Source organism: Paraburkholderia sp. CNPSo 3281, assembly GCF_024206515.1.
Taxonomy (GTDB): domain Bacteria; phylum Pseudomonadota; class Gammaproteobacteria; order Burkholderiales; family Burkholderiaceae; genus Paraburkholderia; species Paraburkholderia nodosa.
In genome coordinates this window covers 213,460-233,816 of the sequence record NZ_JAMBPS010000005.1, presented here as the reverse complement: position 1 = coordinate 233,816, position 20,357 = coordinate 213,460, and the positions used below count along the sequence as shown (strand labels likewise).

The 20,357-nt window shown below is 60.4% G+C and carries 21 protein-coding genes; 8 read left to right on the top strand and 13 right to left on the bottom strand.

Annotated elements, in window-relative coordinates:
* Positions 1-31: 31 nt before the first annotated feature.
* Positions 32-451 carry a hypothetical protein gene (locus tag M3I56_RS08650; RefSeq protein WP_254353435.1) on the top strand — a complete coding sequence of 140 codons (420 nt, stop codon included), beginning with the start codon at positions 32-34 and terminating at the stop codon, positions 449-451.
* 66 nt (positions 452-517) lie between these two features.
* Positions 518-841, top strand: coding sequence for a calcium-binding protein (locus M3I56_RS08645; RefSeq protein ID WP_309249137.1), 324 nt, complete (start codon positions 518-520; stop codon positions 839-841).
* Between the two features lie 66 nt (positions 842-907).
* Here the strand turns inward: M3I56_RS08645 and M3I56_RS08640 are convergent, their stop codons facing one another.
* Positions 908-1,153, bottom strand: coding sequence for a hypothetical protein (locus tag M3I56_RS08640; RefSeq protein ID WP_254353434.1), 246 nt, complete (start codon positions 1,151-1,153; stop codon positions 908-910).
* Between M3I56_RS08640 and M3I56_RS08635 the strand changes: the two genes are divergently transcribed.
* From M3I56_RS08635 to M3I56_RS08625, 3 genes are all read left to right on the top strand, one after another.
* Entirely contained in the window at positions 1,147-1,374 is a 228-nt protein-coding gene (locus M3I56_RS08635; protein WP_254353433.1) for a hydantoinase B/oxoprolinase family protein, read from the top strand. The two genes, M3I56_RS08640 and M3I56_RS08635, sit on opposite strands and share 7 nt — an antisense overlap.
* A complete protein-coding gene (locus M3I56_RS08630) occupies positions 1,368-1,724 on the top strand; it encodes a nuclear transport factor 2 family protein (RefSeq protein ID WP_254353432.1) in 357 nt (118 codons plus the stop codon). Before M3I56_RS08635 ends, M3I56_RS08630 begins: the two co-directional genes overlap by 7 nt.
* Before the next feature lie 86 nt (positions 1,725-1,810).
* Positions 1,811-2,398 carry a hypothetical protein gene (locus tag M3I56_RS08625; RefSeq protein ID WP_254353431.1) on the top strand — a complete coding sequence of 196 codons (588 nt, stop codon included), beginning with the start codon at positions 1,811-1,813 and terminating at the stop codon, positions 2,396-2,398.
* Between the two features lie 138 nt (positions 2,399-2,536).
* On the opposite strand, the gene M3I56_RS08620 is transcribed toward M3I56_RS08625, so the two are convergent.
* The 9 genes from M3I56_RS08620 to M3I56_RS08580 form a co-directional block, all read right to left on the bottom strand.
* Entirely contained in the window at positions 2,537-2,875 is a 339-nt protein-coding gene (locus M3I56_RS08620) for an L-rhamnose mutarotase (protein WP_254353482.1), read from the bottom strand.
* 416 nt (positions 2,876-3,291) lie between these two features.
* The gene (locus tag M3I56_RS08615) at positions 3,292-4,818 is read right to left on the bottom strand and encodes a UxaA family hydrolase (RefSeq protein ID WP_254353430.1); all 1,527 of its coding nucleotides are present in this window, start codon (positions 4,816-4,818) and stop codon (positions 3,292-3,294) included.
* A complete protein-coding gene (locus M3I56_RS08610) occupies positions 4,815-5,975 on the bottom strand; it encodes a mannitol dehydrogenase family protein (protein WP_254353429.1) in 1,161 nt (386 codons plus the stop codon). The genes M3I56_RS08615 and M3I56_RS08610 overlap by 4 nt, the downstream gene beginning before the upstream one ends.
* A gap of 31 nt (positions 5,976-6,006) precedes the next feature.
* A complete protein-coding gene (locus M3I56_RS08605) occupies positions 6,007-7,017 on the bottom strand; it encodes a zinc-binding alcohol dehydrogenase family protein (RefSeq protein ID WP_254353428.1) in 1,011 nt (336 codons plus the stop codon).
* Positions 7,018-7,084: 67 nt separating this feature from the next.
* The gene (locus tag M3I56_RS08600; protein WP_254353427.1) at positions 7,085-7,366 is read right to left on the bottom strand and encodes a hypothetical protein; all 282 of its coding nucleotides are present in this window, start codon (positions 7,364-7,366) and stop codon (positions 7,085-7,087) included.
* Positions 7,363-8,379, bottom strand: coding sequence for an aldo/keto reductase (locus tag M3I56_RS08595; RefSeq protein ID WP_254353426.1), 1,017 nt, complete (start codon positions 8,377-8,379; stop codon positions 7,363-7,365). The genes M3I56_RS08600 and M3I56_RS08595 overlap by 4 nt, the downstream gene beginning before the upstream one ends.
* An 82-nt stretch (positions 8,380-8,461) precedes the next feature.
* A complete protein-coding gene (locus M3I56_RS08590; protein WP_254353425.1) occupies positions 8,462-9,409 on the bottom strand; it encodes an ABC transporter substrate-binding protein in 948 nt (315 codons plus the stop codon).
* Between the two features lie 53 nt (positions 9,410-9,462).
* Entirely contained in the window at positions 9,463-10,494 is a 1,032-nt protein-coding gene (locus M3I56_RS08585; protein ID WP_254339439.1) for an ABC transporter permease, read from the bottom strand.
* Complete coding sequence (locus M3I56_RS08580) at positions 10,487-12,037, bottom strand: sugar ABC transporter ATP-binding protein (protein ID WP_254353424.1); 1,551 nt, start codon at positions 12,035-12,037, stop codon at positions 10,487-10,489. Before M3I56_RS08580 ends, M3I56_RS08585 begins: the two co-directional genes overlap by 8 nt.
* A gap of 231 nt (positions 12,038-12,268) precedes the next feature.
* Between M3I56_RS08580 and M3I56_RS08575 the strand changes: the two genes are divergently transcribed.
* Together M3I56_RS08575 and M3I56_RS08570 are read left to right on the top strand one after the other, a co-directional pair.
* Positions 12,269-12,994 carry a FadR/GntR family transcriptional regulator gene (locus M3I56_RS08575; RefSeq protein WP_254353423.1) on the top strand — a complete coding sequence of 242 codons (726 nt, stop codon included), beginning with the start codon at positions 12,269-12,271 and terminating at the stop codon, positions 12,992-12,994.
* Positions 12,995-13,229: 235 nt separating this feature from the next.
* Positions 13,230-13,367, top strand: a complete 138-nt coding sequence (locus tag M3I56_RS08570; RefSeq protein WP_254353422.1) for a hypothetical protein — start codon at positions 13,230-13,232, stop codon at positions 13,365-13,367.
* 228 nt (positions 13,368-13,595) lie between these two features.
* Here M3I56_RS08570 and M3I56_RS08565 read toward each other — a convergent pair whose 3' ends face one another.
* Together M3I56_RS08565 and M3I56_RS08560 are read right to left on the bottom strand one after the other, a co-directional pair.
* Complete coding sequence (locus tag M3I56_RS08565) at positions 13,596-14,780, bottom strand: endo-1,4-beta-xylanase (protein ID WP_254353421.1); 1,185 nt, start codon at positions 14,778-14,780, stop codon at positions 13,596-13,598.
* 443 nt (positions 14,781-15,223) lie between these two features.
* Positions 15,224-15,481, bottom strand: a complete 258-nt coding sequence (locus M3I56_RS08560; RefSeq protein ID WP_309249140.1) for a response regulator — start codon at positions 15,479-15,481, stop codon at positions 15,224-15,226.
* A gap of 157 nt (positions 15,482-15,638) precedes the next feature.
* Between M3I56_RS08560 and M3I56_RS08555 the strand changes: the two genes are divergently transcribed.
* Positions 15,639-16,760 (top strand): sensor histidine kinase, encoded by a 1,122-nt coding sequence (locus M3I56_RS08555; protein WP_254353419.1) that lies wholly within the window; start codon positions 15,639-15,641, stop codon positions 16,758-16,760.
* 601 nt (positions 16,761-17,361) lie between these two features.
* On the opposite strand, the gene M3I56_RS08550 is transcribed toward M3I56_RS08555, so the two are convergent.
* Positions 17,362-20,280, bottom strand: a complete 2,919-nt coding sequence (locus M3I56_RS08550) for a CHAT domain-containing protein (RefSeq protein WP_254353418.1) — start codon at positions 20,278-20,280, stop codon at positions 17,362-17,364.
* Positions 20,281-20,357 lie beyond the last annotated feature (77 nt).

Genomic DNA, 20,357 nt, shown 5'->3' with positions numbered 1-20,357 from the left:
ACTGTATCGCCTCTACCTGATCATCGGCAAAATGCTCGACGATCCCCAGCGCACCCTGCAGGTGCGGCAGAGCCTGCGCCTGGGCATGACCGTCGGCTATGTGGCGGACGCCCCCTTCGGCGCAGCGCGTCAGGGTCGAGTGGTCGAACTGCGCGCGACCCAGGCCGTCATCGAGGACCTGAATTCGCGCCAGAGATGGGCCGTTCGTTATGCCGCCATCGTACCGGATGGTTCGTACCCCGAAGCGCAACCAGAACCCGCGCCTCCGCCACGCGCAAACCCGGAAGAGTTTTTCGTCGGCGATACCGTTGGCTTTACCGACAAGCACCTGCGCGAGCGCGTCGGCACCATCGTCAGACTCAACCAGAAAACGGCGTCGATTGCGTGCAGCGGCATCGAAGGGCACTGGCGTGTGTCGTATGGATTGCTGCGTCGCGTTGTCGATGTCTAACCCATCATCGCTGCCCCCATCATGGCCAGATCTAAAATCGACGCCAGACGCGAACATCGGATCACGATGGAAATCGTGGTCGACACCTATACCGAAGAGGAATGCGCGATGGGCTGGTATTGCTACCTTGAAGATCAGCTCTCGTTTCCTTTCAAGGCCCGGGTGCGCAAGACGATGGATGCCTCACCGCTAAAGAGCGGCGAGAACGTCACTGTCATCGCCCTCGCTCACGACCAACTTTGCCGCATCGCGATATTTGTCATGGCACGGCACGGCGAACGCGAAGTTGTCGCGCCTCTGGCCCAGCTTGTTCCCGTTGGAGCCGACCGGAACACACGGGAGGCGGTGGCCGACTGGCATTACTGGCACGATCAGGGCTATTCGTTCTGATTCCCGTGCCGCCCACCCGGGTAAGGCCACGCGGAGCCTTGTCAAGTAAGGGGTTGCGGCGGATTCTCAGATTTCGGGGGATGGGAAGACATAGCCACATTCTTCCAGCAGATCGGCCACCGCCGCAGCATAGTGCACGCCGGGCGCCCTCGCCTGTGTGGTGCGCGCGAGCAGCACAGCGTGGCTCGCCATGCGCAGCGCTGTGCATTGTCCGGTTTTTTTTGCCTTTCTATTTTTGATGCTGGCAACAACGGTTCGGGCGGCAGCCCTTCGCCCGACCAACAGCTTATAAAGTGGAGAGAGCAATGGCACGAGATGTCGATCCGATCACACTGGCGGTGGTGCGGGGCGTACTGGAGACGACCCAGCGCGAAATGACCATGACGCTGGAAAAAACCGCGCGTTCGAGCGTGTTCAACGTCGCGCATGATTACAGCAACGCCATTTTCAACGAGCGCCCCGAGTCCGACGTACTGAAGAGCAACTGGACCAGGAGTTTCAGAAGGCGATTGCCGCCAAATACTCGGTGCTAACCGACGGCTTTGCTAACAATAACCCGGCTACCGTCGCGTACGAATTCTTCACTCCCGATGCGTGGTCCATCGGCGAAGGAGACGAGACGGCCGTTGGTGCGAAGGCTATTGAGACGCTCTATGCCGACTTTGTTGGCGCATACACCTTTGAGGCAAAGTCCGTCTCAGCCCGCCGGGTCGGCGATGCGGGGTGGGACTTCGCTGAGGTCACACTCGTGTCAACGGATGGCCAGAAAGAAAGTCATCCGTACAAGGTTCTCTACGTTTGGGAACGCATCGACGGCAACTGGAACTGTAAAGGGCAGATGTACGTAGAAGGCAGTTTCAAAGGGGCGGTCGCCGGGGTCTAAGCGGTCGAAACGATGATCTTCACCCGCGTGAAGTTCGCGCGGGAATCTTACCCACGTTGTGGTCGATGTTTTGGGGCTCTACTGCGATGAAATTCGACTTTTCGGTTACCCGTTCGCTACACCTTTATGGGCTGAGCTTCCCATTTGATGTCATCCTCGAATGTTCGCGAGGCCACCACAATGTCGAAGGTGTTGAGCCGGCGCCGAGTCTACGACAACGTTGCGTTCAGATACCGGTAAGTCGTCGCTTCGATTATCATTTGCAGCCAGATGTCAGTGGCGCAGCAGCGGCGGTGGCACACATTCTTTGCGAACACAATAGCGGCAGTGCGATGACGGCGGAGGATTGGTCGGACTTGGCCCAAGCGAGTAGCAATAAGACCGCCTCGATTTCCCTGTCGCTTGCCCGCAAGATGTTTCTCTACCCGCGTGACCGCTGGGCGTTGACGACTATCGCAGAACACACTCACACGACGGTTCGAGCACTGCAAGCGCGCATCTTTCGCGAGAATGCCGCGTTCTCTGAAATACTGGCTCGCCAGCGTCGATTACGAGCGCTACTTGATATGCTCGAGATGGGCGTGCATGTCGGCGACGCGTCCCTGACAATATCCCATACTCGAGTGGAAGCTTCTTTGAAGCGCTGTCTAAAGCGTAGCTTTCTCATATTGTGAAGCACAAAGTCTCGGGCGGCTGCCTGGCTGTATGTTGAATCGCGTCTTTTAACGCGGCTCACCGTTTGTCCACGGCATATTCACTGTCCGCGATGAGCCTGATTCACTCCTTCGCCGAGCCCGCACTCGCCGGCGGTTCTAATGATGTGCCAGGTCGAATATCCGGCTCATCGCCATCCACTTCTGTCCGGACGGCGTCCACGGTGTGGGCGCCTGAAACTGCCACATCAACGTCTCCCACCGCTGGACCGCGGGGTTATTTTGAGCAGCAGTCGCCATCATGTCAGCGTCATATGTTGCGTCGTCTGTTTCCATCACCATGAGCAATCGGGTTCCCAGACGGTAAATCTCCATGTCCAGAACGCCATGGTCTCGTATGTGCCGGATCACTTCAGGCCAGACCTGGCGGTGAAGTTCTTCATAACGGGTAATAAGCTCAGGATCTTCTTTCAGATCCAGGGCGAAGCAGTAACGCACGATCACTCCTGTTTTAAATGCCGCAGTCATCCAGCTGGGATCACGCCTTGCGTGCCTCGCTGCCGCATGGCGTTCCATGCATGCCGTCAAATGAATCGCAAACCTTATCCCTCACAGTCGCATCGCTAAACGCTAGCGCCGAATCGCCGTAAGAGATGAAGCACTGCGGGCAGGTGAAAATCGTGAACGCCAGGTACCCCAAGGCGTCGTTTCTGGCACATCTCTGCGGTGAGTTCCATCGCCCGTGTCCGCGCGTCAACAAGCAGCAACAACGCTTCCTGCACAAGTGATTGTTCGAGCGACGACAACCGGAATTCCTGCCATGCCTCCTGAGCCGACAATCCGGATACGCTGCTTTCGATCTGTTCCTCGCAATCCATCTCCGCTGCCCGCATACCATACCCGGGCATGGCCCGTTACATGATCGCCCCCCGCAGCCAGGGAACGAACTCGCGATCACCGATTCCGTTTTCCTCGCTGCATGTTCGCCTTCCGGATGCAACCTCCAGAATGAGCTGGAACAGCCGCATCCCTGCTTCCTCGACGCTCAGACGACCGTCGACGATGTCGCCGCTGTTGAAGTCCATGTCCGGGCGCATTCGCTCGAACAGGTCCGTCGTGGTTGCGATCTTGATGGTGGGAGCCGGCCTGGAACCGAAGACTGAGCCGCGTCCGGTCGTAAAGCAGATCAGGTTGGCCCCTCCTGCTATCTGCCCCGTAGCCGACACCGGGTCGTAGCCCGGCGTGTCCATGAATACGAGCCCGCTTTCAGATACCGGCTCTGCGTAGTCGTAGACCGCGTTCAGTACGGTGCCGCCTGCTTTCGAGACTGCTCCCAGTGACTTTTCAAGGATCGTTGTAATGCCACCTGCCTTGTTGCCGGGCGACGGATTGTTGTTCATTTCGCCACCATTTTCCGCCGCATAGCGTTCCCACCATCGCAGCTTCGCGAGCAGACGCGCGGCGACGTCATCCGACGCTGCCCGTGCCGTCAGCAGATGTTCTGCCCCGTAAATCTCCGGCGTCTCCGACAGGATTGCGGTGCCGCCATTGCGTGCGATCAGGTCGACCGCCACGCCGAGCGCGGGATTGGCGGTGATTCCCGAGTACCCGTCCGATCCGCCGCACTGCAACCCGATTTTGAGCCGCGCCACAGGTACTGTTGTGCGCACGGCCCGATCTGCCACTTCGAGCAGTTCGTGTACGATCGCGGCTCCCCGCGTCACCGCTTCGCGGACACCGCCTGCGTCCTGGATGACGAGCGTTCTGATCGACCCGTCGTGGCGCGCTCGCAACGATGCCGCGAGATCCTCGACCTGATTGACCTCGCAACCCAGTCCGACAAACAGCACGGCCGCAAAATTGGGATTGCGCGCATAACCGGCCAGTGTCCGACGCAATATCGCGATTCCGTCACCTGAGGCCGACATCCCGCATCCGCTCTGGTGCGTAATCGCGACAACACCGTCCACGTTTCTGAAGGCCTCCATGGCTGCCCCCCTGAACGCATCCGCTATCGCATGACAAACACTGGCCGAGCAGTTCACGCTCGCGATAACGCCGATGTAATTGCGCGTTCCTACCTGACCGTCCGGCCGCACGAATCCCTGAAACGTGTCGGAACGGTCGATCTCTGCAGCCCGAAGCGCCGTTTCGTGGCCCGACTGCCCACTCCCGTGACGTTCAGGCATGTCGACGTTGTGTACGTGAACGTGTTCGCCCGCAGCGATGTCGCATAGCGCAACGCCAATCGTCTGCTGATACTTTGTCACGGACGCGCCGCGGGCGATGTTCCGTATCGCCACCTTGTGACCGGCTGGCACGGACGTCAAGACCTGAACCTGCTGCCCATTCGTATCGATCTGCGTGCCTGCATCCAGCGCGCGAAGCGCAACCGCAACATTGTCTTCACGGTGAAGCACCAGAACCTTCTCCGCGTTCATGATGCGTGTCTCCCTTCTACAGTGTCCCGGCGGTTGTGCGCGGCCAGCATGCTTCGCAAGCGCGGCTGTGTGGCGGCAAGCGACAACGAGTCAGCGAGTTCGATCAGCGGGTGTATTCGCCGTCTGACCTTTTCTTCGTGATTGGTTGCGATGTCCGCAAGACGATGAGCCAGCCACGGATTGAGCAGCCGGTCGCGCACATTCTCGATGTAGCGCTCTGCGGCGCCGCGCAGGCCCAATGCGTCGAACACCGGCAGGACCTCCTCGTGCCAGATTCCCTCGAGTCCGTCCCGAAGCCGGGGATCGCCCAACGCCACCAGCACCGTTTCGTCGGATCGGCGGCGTTCGTTAATCCACTGATCGGCGAGCCAACTGTGGCCAAGATTGAGAAAGAAGAGCTTCAGACGCTCATGGGTGCGCAGGTCGTCCGTCACAACCATCTGCTCGTGCACACATGGCAACACCATGCCAGCACGTCGCTCGATGGCCCATAGCGCATAAGGCTCGGCGATCGCACCGACCGGGTCGATCGGCTCGGACACGATCCGGTCGACCAGTGAGTTCACCCAGACGCAGCTATGCTGCAGATATCCGATAAACGCCGCCGGCATTCCCCATTGCCGTGCCACGCCGAGCACGGTATCGCGAAGCGTGTTGCCATTGCTTTCGACAAGTTCGCAGGGAAAGATCGACACACCATCATCGGGACGCACCTGCCAACGTGCATACAGGAGAGCCAGCAGCTTCGCCGGAAAGCTGCGCGGAACGTGTTCGTCTCCGACAAGCATGTCCGCCGAATCCCGGTCGTCAAGCCGGTAACCGGCATCGCCCGTGTTCGACACAATGACCCGCACCTCCTCGATCATGACGCGGCGAATGTCCGCCCAGTCGAGATCGGCGACCCATGCCTTCTGGACGGCGCGGCAATCGACGACGCGATCGACCGCCATACTGCCTTCCCTGCCCCGAATGCGGACCGGATAACTGCCCGCATTCGCGAGCGCGGCAATACGCGCCCGGCTCGACGGATTGCATGTGGTCTGCACAACGCCGATTCCGCCAATCGCGTCGCCGCGCTCGAGAGCCTGCGATACGAAAAAGGCGACATGGGCCAGGAGAAACCGGCTGGTGCCAAACTGAAGAATGGGTGTGCTCATGCTGCCTGTCCTGATTGTTTCGCCGTGCAATTCAGCATTCGACCAACGCCTTGACAACGGTCTGCCCGGGTTCCAGCAATCGCGGAAATGCGTCGGGCACCTCGTCAAGGCGCATGCGGTGCGTATTCAACGCCTGGTCAGGAATGCGTCCCGCACGCATCGCCTCCAGCACGGTTTCGAAGTCGGTGGCGGTAGCGTTGCGGCTTGCAAGCAACGTGGTCTCGCGCTTATGAAATTCCGGATCGGAGAATGTCACCTGACCCGGCACGATCGAGATAAGGGTGTATTTGCCGCCATGCGCGACGAAGGCAAAGCCGCGGTTCATCGCATCGATGTTGCCGGTCGCGTCAAAGACCGCATCAAAAAACTCGCCATGCGTGAGCGATGCGAGTTGCGCCACGTCGTCCGGGCCCACCGCGACCGTTGCATCGACGCCCAGATGCGACTTGCAGAATTCAAGGCGGTCCGCGCGCGTGTCCAGACAAACGACCGTGGCACCGCGCAGCCTGGCAAAGATCATCGCAGCCATGCCAATCGGGCCAGCCCCAACCACCAGCACCCGTTGACCGGGTGACACATCGGCACGCCGGACGGCATGTGCGCCGATGGCAAGAAATTCGAGCATCGCTGCCTGATCGAGCGACACCCCTTGCGCCTTGTGCACGAACTGCGCAGGCACGCTGAGATACTCGGTCAGTGCGCCATCGCGATGCACACCCAGCACCTGGATGTTGACGCAGCAGTTCGTCTTGCCTTGACGGCATGCGACGCAGTGTCCACACGACAGATAGGGCATGACGTAGACGCCGTCGCCAGCCGCGAACCCCGAGTCAGGATCCGCCTCGACGACCACTGCGGACAGTTCATGACCCATTACGCGCGGGTATTGGAGGTAGGGTTGACTGCCGGTAAAAATATGCAGATCGGTACCGCAAATCCCGACACGGCTGACCCGCATCAGTACTTCGCCGTCACCCCGCGCGGGTAAATCACGCTCCTCGGCGCGCAGTACCCCGGGTGATTCGCAGATCACGCTAAGCATGTTGATATCCTCTCGATCAGGTCAGGTATGGCGGCTCGGTGTGCCAAGCCGGTAAAAACGGCTCGCGTTACCACCAAAAATGTCGGCGAGCGCAGCAGAGCCATGCCCCCAGTTCGCTCATCGCAATAGATTCAGTCTGCCCGGCAAGGTCAAGCAGATATTGCGTGTCTTCCTCGACAGGCAATGACTGCACAAGCACGGTCCCGTCGATACGGCCCGCGTTGAGTTCCGGCGCAAGATCTTCGGGGCCGAAGTCCCGATAGATCGTGACCAGGTCGCGTGGAGGCCAGTGACCGGCACGTGCTCCGATGCGCCAGTAGTGCTGGTGTGCGTCGACGCGCGGGGTCATTGACGACTCCCGGGGACGGGCGCATCTGCGGCGATCAGTCCTTCCTGGCCAAGCGCGCCCCAGAAGTCCGCCGGCACGGGTTGTTCGAGCCACGTGATGTTCTGCTGCAGCTGGGAAACGCTACGCGCACCGATCACGCAGGAAACGACAGCGTCATGCGCGAATGGAAACTGCAGCGCCGCTGCAGGAAGTGGAACATTGAAGCGCTCACATAGAGCAGAAAGGCGACGCACCTTACCGACGACTTCGGCTGGCGCTTCCGAATAGTTGAACTTGCCGTTGCCAGCGAGTATGCCGGAATTGAATACCCCGCCCACGACGACGCCAGTGCCCAGGCGGGTGCAGCGATCGAGCAGCGGCTCCAGCGCACCCTGTTCGAGCAAGGTGTACCGGCCGGCCAGCAGAATGACGTCGAGCGACGCTTCGTTCAATGCATCAACGGCGACTTCCCACTCGTTGACGCCAAGACCGACGGCGCGTACTTCGCCGCCCGCGCGTAGCTCTTCGAGCGCGCGAAACCCACCGCCGGCCGTGAGCTGGCTCCAGTAGTGCGTATGTCGATCACCGTGGGTCAGGCTGCCGATGTCATGGACATACAGGACATCGATGCGCGCGAGGCCGAGGCGCTGCCGGCTGTCTTCGTACGAGCGCATGATGCCCTCGTAGCTGTAGTCAAACACAGGGCGAAACGGCAACGGTTCAGCCCAGCCATCCTCACCGGGCTGGACGCCGACATCGGGGCGCATCAAACGACCTACTTTCGTGCTCAGCGTGAAAGCGTTGCACTGGCGCGCCGCGAGTGCCTGCCCGACGCGCCGCTCAGAGAGCGTATAGCCGTAATACGGCGCGGTATCGAAGTAGCGCACGCCAGCGGACCAGGCTGCGTCGAGCAATGCGCAGGCATCGGTGGCCGACATGGCACGGTAGAGGCCGCCGAGCTGGGAGCAGCCAAGGCCAAGCCTGGTCAGTTCGAGGCCACTGCGCGGTAAGGCGCGTTTTTCGGAAGCATTCATAAACCGGGGAGGCAGGTGTCAGGGGAATACCGTGAAGGCTCCCTGCGACGAGCCAGATGGCTTCGTCGCAGATCGGCCACCATCAGTAGAGGACGTTCTTCGCTTCCTGGGAGTCGAGGTTCGGTTTGTCGACCATGACTACACCGGTATCGACCAGCTTCGCGACGGGCTTGTGTTCGATGACGCCGACCACCGTCTGGATTCCCTTGTTCCCCATCTTCCACGACCCCTGAACGGCGATCGCCTGGATGGTGCCGTCGCGAACGAAGCCTTGCAGATCCTCATTGCCATCGAAACCGACCGCCACCAGCTTGCCAGCCTTGCCCGCCTGCTTGAGCGCGCGTCCCATGCCAACCGCGGTCGGTTCGTTCGCGCCGAAGATGCCTTTCAGATCCGGATTCGCGGACAGCACATCGGTTGTCTGGTTCAGCGCTGTCGCCATCTGCGACTGCGAGTAGTAAGGTCCGACAATCTGCAGCTTCGAATGGGCCGCGATGTATTTACGGAAGCCGCCTACCCGGCCAACTTCCGACCCGGCGCCGGGCACGTACGACATGACTGCAATTTTGCCCGTCTGTCCTACGCGAGCGATCAGTGCCTGGGCACACAGTTCGCCCGCCTTCACGTTGTCGGTCGAGAGGAACGACTGGTAATACGGTTTGCCCGAGTCCGAGATTGCCGAGTCGATCAGCACCACCGGGATATGTGCTTCCCAGGCTTTCTTGATGGCAGGCACAAGAGCGTCAGGATCGGAAGGCGCCAGCACGATACCTGCCACGTGCCGGTTGACCGCGTTCTCGACCATGTTCACCTCGTCGGCGATGTCCGACTCGGCGGCCGGCCCCTGGAAGGTCATCGTATAGCCCTTCGTTTCTGCAAGCGCCGCGTTCGCGCCCTTCTGGACGTTCTGCCAGTAGTTCGAATTTACCGTCTTGACGATCACGGCGATCTCGCCGCCTGCAGCATAGGCGCCGGTACTGAACGCTGCACACAACATCGCCGATACCGTCAGCAGGGATAGCTTTCGCATGTCTCGCTCCTCTCTTGTGGTTGAACTTCGTGTGGTGGTTGAACTACGTGTGATTACCGCTTGCGATTTCGCAACTGGTCGATCCAGACGGTGCCGAGAATGACGACGCCGATGATGATCTGCTGGATGAAACTCGATACGCCGTTCATGTTGAGCCCGTTGCGCAGGACGCCGATGACGAACGACCCGATCGCTGTTCCCGAGATCGTCCCCACACCGCCCATCAGCGAAGTGCCGCCGATGACCGAGCTGGCAATCGCGTCGAGCTCGTACATGACACCCTCGTTAGGCTGCCCGGTGACGAGTCGGGACATCAACACACAGCCCGTCACTCCAGCCATGGCGCCGGAGAGGACGTACGTGAAAAGCGTCACTCCCTGAACGTTCACGCCGGAAAGCCGCGCTGCTTCCGCGTTCGAGCCCACCGCGTAGATGTGGCGGCCAAGCGAGGTCTTTGACAGCAACACGGAGACTGCGACGAACAGGAAGATCATGATGACGACCGGATAGGGGATACCCGGAAACGTTGTGTCCGGAAATCCGTCCGCGCCAATATGGGAGACGCGAAGCAACGCCCCGTTTCCGAGTGCTCCAAACGCGTCACCCAGATCTGAAACCGGGCGCGCGCCGGTGATCTGCAGCGCCAGACCCCGCGCGACGAGCATCATGCCCAGTGTCGCAATGAACGGCGGCAACCCCATACGCGTCACGCAGATTCCGTTGACGGTCCCGCACAGCGCGCCGACCAGCACCCCACACAGCATCGCGACCGGCACGGGCGCGCCAGCCTTTGTCAGTAGTGCTGCGGAAACTCCCGCGAGTGCAAGAACGGAGCCGACCGAGAGGTCGATGCCGCCGGTTATGATGACACACGTAGCCGCTACGCCCAGGTAGGCGATGGACGTCACCTGCAGGCAGACGGTCATCAGGTTGCCGACCGAGAAGAAGGCCGAACTCGTCACAGAAAATGCCGCCAGGAGCACGACCAGGCTGCCCAATGCAGCAAACTTCTGGATAAGGTCGCGGCGCCGTTGCTGGGCCGTCTGCCTCGCGGCCTGGGTCGAATCTGATGTCATTTCAAGCATGGGTGCGCCCCGAAGCGTAGTGCATGATTTCCTCCTGACTGGTATGTGCGGTTTCGAGAACCGCAGTCATGCGGCCCTCGTGGAAGACGGCGATCCGGTCTGTCATGCCGAGCAGTTCGGGCAACTCGGAACTGATCAGCACGACCCCGACGCCCTCGGCGGCGAGCCGGTCCATCAACCCGTAAATGGCGAACTTCGCCCCAACGTCGATACCGCGTGTCGGCTCGTCGAAAAAGAGGATCTTTGAGCCACGATAGAGCCACTTGCCGATCACGACCTTTTGCTGGTTGCCGCCGGAAAGATTGCGTACGATCTGATTGACCGATGGCGTCCGGATCGCCAGCTCCTTGACGTATCGCTCGGCGATCTGTTGCTCCTCCCGAAAGCGCAGGAAACCCGTGCGTGATGCAATGGCGCGCACATTTGCCAGCGTGATGTTCGCGGCAACCGGCATCATCAGGGCGAGGCCCTCCCTCTTCCGGTCTTCGGACAGATAGGCGAGCCCGTGCCGGATGGCCTCTCTCGGTGAGCGGATGCTCACCGGCTGACCATGAAGCGTGATCGTTCCGCTATCCAGCCTGTCAGCGCCGAAGATTGCGCGCGCAACCTCGGTGCGGCCAGCGCCCATGAGGCCGGCAAATCCGAGAATCTCGCCTCTGCGCAGCTCGAATGAGACCGGGCCGAAGACACCGTTGCGGTGCAGATCCTTCACGCTCAGCAGCACCTCTTCGGAAGGAGACGATTGTCTGGCCGGATAGGCGTCCTCAAGCGAGCGACCGACCATGCGCGCAACGATATCGTTGACGCTCAGCGCAGCGAAGTCATCGGTCGAGATGTGGCGGCCATCGCGCAGAACCGTCACGCGATCGACAATGTGCGCCATCTCGTCGAGCCGGTGCGAGATGTAGAGAATCGCCACGCCCGCAGCGCGTAGTTCCTTGATGATCCTGAATAGCTGGACCGTTTCCGATTCCGTGAGGGACGACGTCGGCTCGTCCATGATCAGTACCTGAGCGTCGAGCGAAAGCGCCTTCGCGATTTCGACCATCTGCTGCTGCGCGATCGAGAGCGTCCCGACCAGCGTCGTGGGCGCCACATCCAGCCCGATGCGTGCAAGACAACGCGTTGCATCCGCGCTAAGCCTGCGCGTATCGACGAAGGGTCCGCGTTTGGGCTCGCGTGCCAGATAGAGGTTTTCCGCCACGCTCAGATGCGGCACCAGGTTCAGTTCCTGATGGATGATCGCGATGCCTGCGGTCTGCGCTTCGGAAGTCGAGAGGAACTGCACGGCCTCGCCGCGATAGCGGATCACACCGACGTCCGGACCGTATTGCCCGCTGATGATCTTCATCAGCGTGGACTTGCCCGCCCCGTTTTCGCCGCAAATGGCGTGGACCTCTCCGCAGCGCAGATCGAGGTTGATGCCATCGAGTGCGATCACGCCCGGGAAGCGCTTTCCGATACCTTCGAGGCGAAGGATCTCCTCGTTTGGTGGCTTATGGAGTTCTGCATCCAGGCTGGGCAGCCCGTTGGGCACGCTCATCTCGTCTCCTTTGAAATGGCCGACCTGGCTTCGCGCTGGTCAGTCCAATTGAGACGGATTAGACGGTAAACTCAGTTATTGGTCAAGCCAATATGATTTTCGTTAACTGGTCTTACCCATAAGGAAAACCCTGGGACGGGCGCAATCGCTTGTCCCACGGTACTTCAGCCGAAATGCTAGACTCTATAGGCCGTTCAACTTGTCGGCAGCTGGCAGGCACCGAACCTCATCGTGAAATCAACAGAACCCAAGCGGCTTTACCAATCCATCGCTACCCAGATCCTCACATTGATTCGTCAGGGTGAATTCCCGGCGGGGGAGCGTCTACCACCAGAGCGGGAACTAGCCATCAAGCTCGGCGTCTCGCGGCCCTCGTTACGTGAGGCGCTTATTGCACTGGAGATCGGTGGCAAGGTCGAGATCCGTGTCGGATCCGGCGTCTATGTGCGTGAGACAGGTATCGATGATGAGAGCGCGGTGGGATCACTTGGCGATAGTCCGTCCGAACTCATGCAGGCGCGCGCTGCAATCGAAGGCAGCGTAACGGTGCTCGCCGCAGCGCGCATGACCGCCGCCACACTCGATCGCCTGCGCCGCTCAATCGAGCGGATGCGCAGACTTGCAGCAGCGGGCAAATCCCCCGTTGAAGCGGACCGGCAATTCCACATGCTGATCGCGGAGGCCGCGGGTAACTCCGTGCTCAGTCGCTTCGTCGGCGAACTCTTCGATAGCCGCCACGATCCGATCGCGGCTGCCATGCGCGGTCATACGGAAAGTCCTCAAACCTGGACCGAGGCGGTATGCGAGCATGAAGAAGTCCTGAGGGCCTTGCAGGCCGGCGATCCTATCGCGGCGCAGACAGCGATGCGTGCTCATCTCAAGGCTTCCGGGGAGCGATGGATAAGCGGTGCGCTGAAAAAAGGTTCAGATACGGGGCAAGCAAGTGAAAATGCATAGCGGGGCTCGGTGCCCGCCTATTCGCTCGACTTCACGCTGAAGATCTTCGGCATTGAGGGATCCTGCGCAATGCCGTCGGCACCTGACCGCCACACCTTACGAGTGCCCCTCCTGCTTGTCTCGTTGTGCTCACTGCCAGGCAGGTCCGTGCGGTTGCCCCTGCTTGAAGGGAAGTAATCCCCGCCGAACGCGATGTTGTCAGCGGCAGCCTGAATTTCACGCGAAACGGGGTAGTTTGAAACTCACGGCACTGAACAACATCAAGCGGCGGGCTTTCGAGGTCGCGCTGGTCTTTCATGCGACAGCTCCTGCCTTCGATGACGACGGTCTCGGCATGATGCATGACGCGATCGAACAGCGCGGAGGTCAATGATTGAACCATTAGACTCTTACGGTCTGGCGCGCAAATGTCGGTTCACAAAGGGCGGTCAGCAGGTATTTGACTTGAAAGGCCATTTATACATGGCCACAAGACGGGCCCGCACTCGGCCAAGCTGCGCCTAACCGGAAACATGCACGAAAATCAAAGGCACACCCCGCAGACCGACTTCGGGCGCAGCGGCTGGTTCAAGCGGATCGCGTCGATGCGTGGCGAATAGCCTTACGGCTGCCACGACGAATCGGCTATTGCCCAGAACGCGGCTTTCGGTTTCAGGTTCGCGTCGAATAGCAGCGGCAGATTGGTACGCGGCACCGGTATCGAGGTCAGCCACGTGTGCTTGTCCGAATAGCCCCAGAAGGTGACGGCCTTGATGCTTGGCTCGTGCTCGAACAGATCGAACACCGCGCGATACCGCTGCGCCTGCGCACGCATCACGTCGTTCGGCACCGGCTCGCCGAGATCGGGCAAACACGCAGGCGGATGGCTCCAGCATGCGCCCGGGTCGCTGTAGAGACTGACATCGAGTTCCGTCACCTGGTTTTCGAGTCCGAGGGCGGCGACGTCGTCGAAAGCCTGCTTCATATTTTGCAGCGGCGGCCAGTTGATGCTGATATGCATTTGATGCCCGACGCCATCGATCGGCACGCCCTGAGCACGCAAATCGCGTATCACGGAGAGCAGCTTCGCGCGCTTGGCCGCGTCGTCCGTGCTGTACTCGTTGATATAGAGCTTGACGTCAGGGTCGGCCGCACGCGCGGCGCGGAACGCAATTGCAATGTAGTCCTTGCCGAGCGCGCGATACCACGGGCTGTCTTCGCGATAGACCTGATGCGGGTCGTCGCTGATGACTTCGTTCACGACGTCCCATGCATAAACCTTGCCGCGAAAATGCGTGACGACATCGGTCACATAGCGTTGGAGCCGTGCCGCGACGATATCGTGGTAATGCGGATCTTTGGCGTCGCCTGCAAAGAACCAGTCCGGCGCCTCGGTCCATTCGCCGCTCCTGTAATGCCACACCAGCGTGTGCCCACGCACGGCTAGGCCATGCGCCTGCGCGAACGCCACGATCTGGTCGGCCGGCGCGAAGTTGTACTCACCTGCGGCCACGCCTATCGTGCCCGGTTTCATTTTGTTCTCGGCGGTCAGGCTCGAGAACTGGACGGCCAGCAACGCGGCGTCGGCGGGACTGTCGATGGAATCGGGTTCAATTGCCGCGCCTACCTTGAAATGCGCGGCCATCACGCTTTTCAGTTGCGGCACGGCGTGTGTGGGAGCGGCTGCGAGCGGCAATCCATCGCGGGTGGCAACCGTTTGGTTGTGCGCGCAACCTGAGATCGACGCAATCGTGAGCAATGTGACGCCTGCGTACAGTGCACGCAAGGCGATCCCCGATGGATGCATTCCCGTCTCCTTATAGTGGTGTGCCTGGCCAGAAAGCATGTTTGCGTACCATGCAACGTTACCGGTAACGTCGTGGGATGTTAAACACTGAACTTCAAGGTTGCCATGCGGGGTTTACCTGACGCACGCGAGGTGCAGCGGCGGGCTTTGACGAGAGAAAGTATGAGGAGGCGGGGAGAGGCTGGGCTGAGAGACCAAAGAGTCATCCCATCCCGGCTGTGAGAGGCCTTTCCCAGTTTAAGCCATAGCCCTAAAACATCGGAAATACCGCCTTTCTCGCTCGCTCGAGCTTGGAAGTCCGTCGAACCCGACGTCGGCATCGATCGTCATACGCGTGATCGGCCTTTGGTTTTCAGATAACTTCACCTTCGGCTCCTTGGAAAAATTCGTTTGACGATTTCGCGGGAAGCCGGTTTTGTCCGTGCTCGAAGCCCGGACCGTTGTCAGTGCGCGGATCGCGCATACAGTACAGTCACCGCCAGCAGCAACGGCCGGGGGATGACGCTCATGCGCCGTATATCTCTCGCCACCGCCCAACCGTCCATACGCGGCATCTGGATATCGAGCATCACTACATCAGGACGCCAGGCACAGCACGCGGCGGGCGCGTCCACGCCGTCTGCAGCCGTTTGGATGGTGTAACCGTAAGCCTCGAAGAACAGCACGTAGCCCTCGACCACATTCGCGTCGTCGTCCGCGATGGGTAAGCGCCCGCTTTGGCAGTGGACATTTGGTTCCCTATAGGCTGCCCCCTATGTCACGCTATTTGGGGACCCGATAGAATCGAAGCAGATATTTGTGCAGAATATAAATTCAGCGAATACTCCATACGGACTTTTTCCCGTCTTCGAGGCGAACATGCGATTGGCTGACTTCATCCTGCGCGACATGGAAACTATTCTGGTTCAGTGGGAGGCGTTTGCCGGCACCCTCTTGCCGGCAGCCGCAAACATGCAATCGCTCGCTCTGCGAGACCATGCGCAACAGATCCTGCAAGCCGTAGCGAAGGATCTGACGACGGCCCAGACCCGGGAAGCGCAAGCCGAAAAGTCAATGGGACGAGCCCCCATCCTGAGCGGAGCTCCGGAAACAGCCGCGCAAACGCATGCCCTTCTGCGCGCGCGAAGCGGCTTCAACATCAGGCAACTGGCCGCCGAGTACCGCGCCCTGCGCGCAAGCGTGCTTCGATTGTGGATGGACGACTGCCAGCCCGACGCGCCTCATCTGGATGACGTCATCCGCTTCAACGAGGGCATCGATCAGGCGCTCGCCGAATCGGTCGACCTTTTCAGCGAGCAAGTCGATCAGGCACGCAATCTGTTGCTGGGGATGCTCGGGCACGACATGCGCAGCCCGCTTCAGACGATCCAGGTGACAGCCGCATATCTGGCCGCCCTGAACGCGGGGGAACGCGTTTCGGACGCTGCAGGCCGTCTGATACGAAGCGGCGCTCGCATGCAGTCTCTTCTTGATGATCTGTGCGATTTCAATCGGACCAGGCTGGGCCTCGGTATTAATGTCACGCCCACCAACGTTGATTTGGCGGATGTGTTCACGGATGAGTTAGACCGGTTGCGAGCAGTTCATCCGGACAGGCAGATCGAGATGGAGTTGCAGGGCAATCCTCAGGGCGTCTGGGATGGCCCGCGTCTGCAGCAGTTGCTTGGCAATCTGGTTCTCAATGCGCTCAGGTATGGAGCGCCAAACGCGCCGGTGCGCGTGGTGGTGACTGGCGAAGAAGCGGAGGTGTGTTTCGAGGTCAGGAACAGCGGACCTGCCATTGAGAGGTCGTTGCTGGAGCACATCTTTGATCCCCTCCAGCGCGGCCCGGATCATGAGAACAGACGAGACGGCAAGGGCAGTCTCGGACTCGGTTTGTATATCGCGCGCGAGATTGCGACGGCGCATGGGGGCGAGATCGAGGCGCGGTCCGATAAGACAGAAACTGTATTCGCCGTGCGCCTGCCGCGCCGTCAGTAGCGCTCATGATGTGGCATGCACGGATCGACCCTCGGCGTGCTTTGGGTGCGCACGCACGCGTTCGCCGATCTGGAGCGTGAGGGCGGTCACCATTCATGACGACGCGGCAAAGTCGTGGCGCGTCATCCGTCGCGCTCACTTCACCAACAGTAACTGTTCGTTTCGCTGAGTTCCCGGATGTCCGGTTTCGCCTGGCACCGGTGGCTGCTTCGGGTCGCCTGCGGGCATACGCGTTGGGCTGTAGGCGTTAAGGGTTATTGGACGTCTGCCCTCATTCACATGGCCGTAAGTCTGCCGCGGCGCGCGCGGGCAGGCGTCGAATAAGCCTCGAGGGAGGGAACTGCGGAGTGGTCCGAGGCGTTCGGAATTTCGGGTGACCATGGCGATGGTCCGGCATCTTCAGCATTGCTGGAGGAAGGCGGCTCAATTCGACAGTTACCCGTCATACGTCGGCTCGTCTGCTGGACATCAAGTGAGGTGCATGTCCCGGCTCGCGGCTGGGTCAAACGCGTCCTGTCGCCCCGTTTCTGCCTGTCGAGCCATCAGATTTGACAATACCGGCCGCTGCCCGAAGTTTCCACTGAGGAAGCATGACCGAAGATCAGCGGGCCGCGTCACCGGCGAGAACGTATGCGCCCCAGAAATACGGGTGACGGTAGAGTTCCCCATCCTTCCCGCTAGCCATGTCGCGCTCGGTGCGCGCTAGTGCCTCGGCCTTTGATAGCGACGGATCGTTGGCATAAGTCCGGAATACACCGGTCGTCACCTCCGTTGCCGATCGAGATTCGACAGCCCACTGGGTGAGGAGTATCGAGCGTGCCCCCGCCGCAAAAAATGCCCGGGATAGTTCCGACATTGCATCGCCCGCGTTACCGGTGACGAGTCCGGTGTTGCAGGCGGACAGTACCACCCAGTCTGCATTCAACCGCAAGGTCACGATGTCGTCCGCAGTGAGAACCGAATCCGGCAGCCCGCTTCCCTCATAAGCCAGCGCGAGTCCCGCCTTGTGCCAGCCTGGCACTTCGCCCGCCACGATGCCGTGCGTAGCGAACAGGACAACCCGATCGTTCAACAAATCCCGTTTCATCACTTCGCTGCGCGAGGCGCTCGTGCCCCACAGCACGTTGTGATCGGAGGCATTGAGCGTCTTCGCAATGGAGGTCGCCTCGTCGAGCGTATCAGGTAGCGGTGCGACGCGATGGTAGTCGAACGACGCAGTACCCGCATCAACAGGAAACGCTCGCGCGGGCGTTCTGTCCGCAGAGGGGCCGGCATTCGTGGTTGGATTGCGGCCGTCGAAGCTCGGATCTGCGAACGCGATCAGCGGCTCGCTAGCGTGCGTTGCCGGATGACTACGGGCGAGCACAAGAGCCGAGGCATTCGGAATGCGCACCGGCATGGTGTTGGCGATCCACCAGTGCGCACTCGCAAGATCCGTTGCGGGCGCCGTCACGAGCACGTCGAACGGCAGGCTCGAGAGAATGCCGCTTGTGGCGATGTACACGGTTGTCGCCCCTTCGAGATCGGGCTCTATCGACGAGATCAGCAACCGATAGAGATCCGATGCCGTTGTCGTGTCGAACCCGGCCAGATCACCCGCCTTACGCGGCGGAACACCCGCATCAAACGCTTTGCGCAGCGTCACGATCTGCTTCTTCAGGTCTGTGCGCGTGACGTTGAGTCGTGTCGCATGCAGCGAGCCTTTCGCGTTGACGACGAATGCGTAGGTCGCATCGCGCCCTACGTAGAAGTCGACATACACCTCACCGGAATGCAGCGCCGCGCCGACCTGTTCCGGGGTGGGAACCGCGGACGATACAAGCCGCCGGTACTCGGGAAACTGCTTGTTGATGCGGTCGTGCAGTGTGGCGAGATCCCCGGCCGAAGCATTCATGGTTTTCTCGGCATCTGTGACACTAGCGATCGCACTCCCTTTATTTCCGGCATTTTCCGTGTCGTCTTTGGCAAAGGGTGTAGTCAGCCCCGAGAATCCCAGTCGCTCGGAATCCCGGGCATGACGTGCCATCTGCTCATGCTCGACCAGGCTGCGCAGTTCCGGCGTGACCGCCGCCAATCGCACTGCACCATCGCTCATGGCGCCCTGGGTCGCATTCATGTGAAACAACTCGGCGATACGGAAGGCGAGTGCCTGACCTTCTTCGCCGTCGTCCGTGAGGCGGCTCAGACACATTGCAAGCGCACCGTCCTCGACAAAAGCTCCCGCGCTACTGGAAGCGTCCCAGTCGTCGTTTTGGTCAAGCATGGGCGTCACATATCGGGAGATATCCCCTTCGCTGACCTTTCTTTCGGGATCCTCAAGGCGATAGAGCATCTGCATCGCAGACTGATACTTGACGAACGGACTCTGCGCACCCTGGTGCATCAGGTTGTACGTCAGCACGTGTGAGAGGCTCGACTCGGCTCCCGGCCAGTTCCCCTGCGTCGCGAGTATCACAGATAGCCGCTCGTCCGAGCTCGGTGTTTTAGCCACGACAGGATTGACCGAAGCAGCGTATGCGAAAGCGTCTGCATCGGCCTTGTAGTCTGCAAGGCGATTCGTCGCAAGCGCGATCATCAACCTCATGCGCAGCGCTTCCGCATAGGTGAACGCATAGGGGAGCACGCCGGCATCCTGATACCCCTTGATGGCTTTGTCGATCCAGAAGAGTGCGCCATCGTAGTCGTCGTTGGACATGAGCGCTATCGAGACTGCAACTTCGACGAGGGCGCGCTGCACGGCGCGAGGTTTGAGTCGCGGATCGTGATCGATGTCCCAAAGCATCCCGTTCGCGTAGTTCAGCGCCTCGGTGCGCCGATTGTTCTGCGTTAACAAAAGCACGAGATGCTCACTTTCGTCGAGCAGTTGATTGGCGGCTTCCTCGTGACGATGTTCACTGAGCGACGGGTTGTTGAGGTTTTTTCTCGCCAGATCGGCCGCCTCGCGTACCTTGCGCAATGCCGTGTCATGTTGATTCAACGCGCGGCGCGCAAGCTCCGCCTCGGCAGAGAGATACTCGTAGGCCGGTTCTTCCGGAAGGGTTTCAAGTTCGTCAGCGGGCGTCTGGTCCGCCAGCTTCTTCGCCTGATTCACCAGCCTCTGGCTTCGCACGAAGTCGTTTTCCAACGCATACGCAAGGGCGAGTCCCGATGCGGTCAGCGAGCGTCGGCCAGGCGGGATCTGCTCGTCATCAACAATGTTTTCCATCACCCGCCTCGCGTCGGCAGGGTCATCCGCGTCGAAGTAATCCTGGACGAGCGCGATCAGCAGCGCGAGTCGCACATCGCCGTCCGAATTCTCATCGAGCAGCTTGCGAATGGCCTTCTCTTCATCGGCGACGGAGGGTTGTCCCGACGTCCTGTAAATTTTTGCAGCCGGTGCATTCACGCCATGAGGCTCATCTGCCAGCGAAGTCCCGAGTAACCCGCAGAACGATCCGACGATCGCTGCCGCCAGGATACCCAGCGTGGGCCTCAGACACGACCACACGACCTGCGATGCATTTTCGGGTCGCATGACCATCTTTGCCTCCGGTTCACTATGCCGCTCATTGATTGCGCCGGTGGGGCCTGACGATCCGGTATATGGAGCCCGAGGGT

What these genes read in the sequence shown, in the direction of transcription:
- M3I56_RS08650 (WP_254353435.1), top strand. Translation starts at nt 32, where the DNA reads ATGCTCGACGATCCCCAGCGCACCCTGCAGGTGCGGCAGAGCCTGCGC.
- M3I56_RS08645 (WP_309249137.1), top strand. Translation starts at nt 518, where the DNA reads ATGGAAATCGTGGTCGACACCTATACCGAAGAGGAATGCGCGATGGGC.
- M3I56_RS08635 (WP_254353433.1), top strand. Translation starts at nt 1,147, where the DNA reads ATGGCACGAGATGTCGATCCGATCACACTGGCGGTGGTGCGGGGCGTA.
- M3I56_RS08625 (WP_254353431.1), top strand. Translation starts at nt 1,811, where the DNA reads ATGAAATTCGACTTTTCGGTTACCCGTTCGCTACACCTTTATGGGCTG.
- M3I56_RS08615 (WP_254353430.1), bottom strand. Translation starts at nt 4,818, where the DNA reads ATGAACGCGGAGAAGGTTCTGGTGCTTCACCGTGAAGACAATGTTGCG.
- M3I56_RS08610 (WP_254353429.1), bottom strand. Translation starts at nt 5,975, where the DNA reads ATGAGCACACCCATTCTTCAGTTTGGCACCAGCCGGTTTCTCCTGGCC.
- M3I56_RS08605 (WP_254353428.1), bottom strand. Translation starts at nt 7,017, where the DNA reads ATGCTTAGCGTGATCTGCGAATCACCCGGGGTACTGCGCGCCGAGGAG.
- M3I56_RS08600 (WP_254353427.1), bottom strand. Translation starts at nt 7,366, where the DNA reads ATGACCCCGCGCGTCGACGCACACCAGCACTACTGGCGCATCGGAGCA.
- M3I56_RS08595 (WP_254353426.1), bottom strand. Translation starts at nt 8,379, where the DNA reads ATGAATGCTTCCGAAAAACGCGCCTTACCGCGCAGTGGCCTCGAACTG.
- M3I56_RS08590 (WP_254353425.1), bottom strand. Translation starts at nt 9,409, where the DNA reads ATGCGAAAGCTATCCCTGCTGACGGTATCGGCGATGTTGTGTGCAGCG.
- M3I56_RS08585 (WP_254339439.1), bottom strand. Translation starts at nt 10,494, where the DNA reads ATGCTTGAAATGACATCAGATTCGACCCAGGCCGCGAGGCAGACGGCC.
- M3I56_RS08580 (WP_254353424.1), bottom strand. Translation starts at nt 12,037, where the DNA reads ATGAGCGTGCCCAACGGGCTGCCCAGCCTGGATGCAGAACTCCATAAG.
- M3I56_RS08565 (WP_254353421.1), bottom strand. Translation starts at nt 14,780, where the DNA reads ATGCATCCATCGGGGATCGCCTTGCGTGCACTGTACGCAGGCGTCACA.
- M3I56_RS08555 (WP_254353419.1), top strand. Translation starts at nt 15,639, where the DNA reads ATGCGATTGGCTGACTTCATCCTGCGCGACATGGAAACTATTCTGGTT.
- M3I56_RS08550 (WP_254353418.1), bottom strand. Translation starts at nt 20,280, where the DNA reads ATGGTCATGCGACCCGAAAATGCATCGCAGGTCGTGTGGTCGTGTCTG.